The 493-nt window shown below is 66.3% G+C and carries 2 protein-coding genes; both read right to left on the bottom strand.

What is annotated here, in order from left to right:
- A partial coding sequence (locus R0J92_RS21640) for a hypothetical protein (RefSeq protein ID WP_411053148.1) occupies nucleotides 1-190 on the bottom strand: 190 nt, incomplete at its 3' end.
- Nucleotides 168-493 (bottom strand): hypothetical protein (locus tag R0J92_RS21635; protein ID WP_411053147.1); only part of this gene is annotated, 326 nt, incomplete at its 5' end. The genes R0J92_RS21640 and R0J92_RS21635, both read right to left, overlap by 23 nt.

Genomic DNA, 493 nt, shown 5'->3' with positions numbered 1-493 from the left:
CCGGCCACGTAATCATCGGGAAGTGCGACTGGTGCCCCTTGGTGGGCACCGTCTCGCCCCGCTCGTTCACCATGCGGAGCCGATAGGTCCAGCCGAAGGCGTTGATCCAGTAGATCGTGCTGAGGCGGCACGCGGCGAGCACCGACTTGCGGAACCCCGCGTCGTCGTCAGCCTTCTTCCGGAGGGCCATCCGCCACCGGCGGTTCGCCTCCATCTCCTTCGGCATGTCCAGATCGGTGAGAGGGCACCGAACTGAGCGGATTGGCCACTTGTCGATGGGCTCCGTCCTCAGCTTCGCCTGATCCTGCCGCAACCGAGCTGAGCGCTGCGAGGTCGTTAAGGTGCTGCCGGGAAATGTCATCGAGCCGATCCTCAATCACGTCGCGGCCGTCGCCGGCGGCCTGCTGAATCGCCTTGCCGTCCACGCGGTCGAACACCAGCTCGACCGCCCACTGATTCGCCCGGCCGGGGGCGACGGCGAACTTGAGCACCT

The sequence above is a fragment of the Tritonibacter sp. SIMBA_163 genome (genome assembly GCF_046535935.1).
GTDB lineage: Bacteria > Pseudomonadota > Alphaproteobacteria > Rhodobacterales > Rhodobacteraceae > Epibacterium > Epibacterium scottomollicae.
Note: the sequence above shows the minus strand (reverse complement) of the source record. Positions and strands in the feature narration are given on the sequence as shown.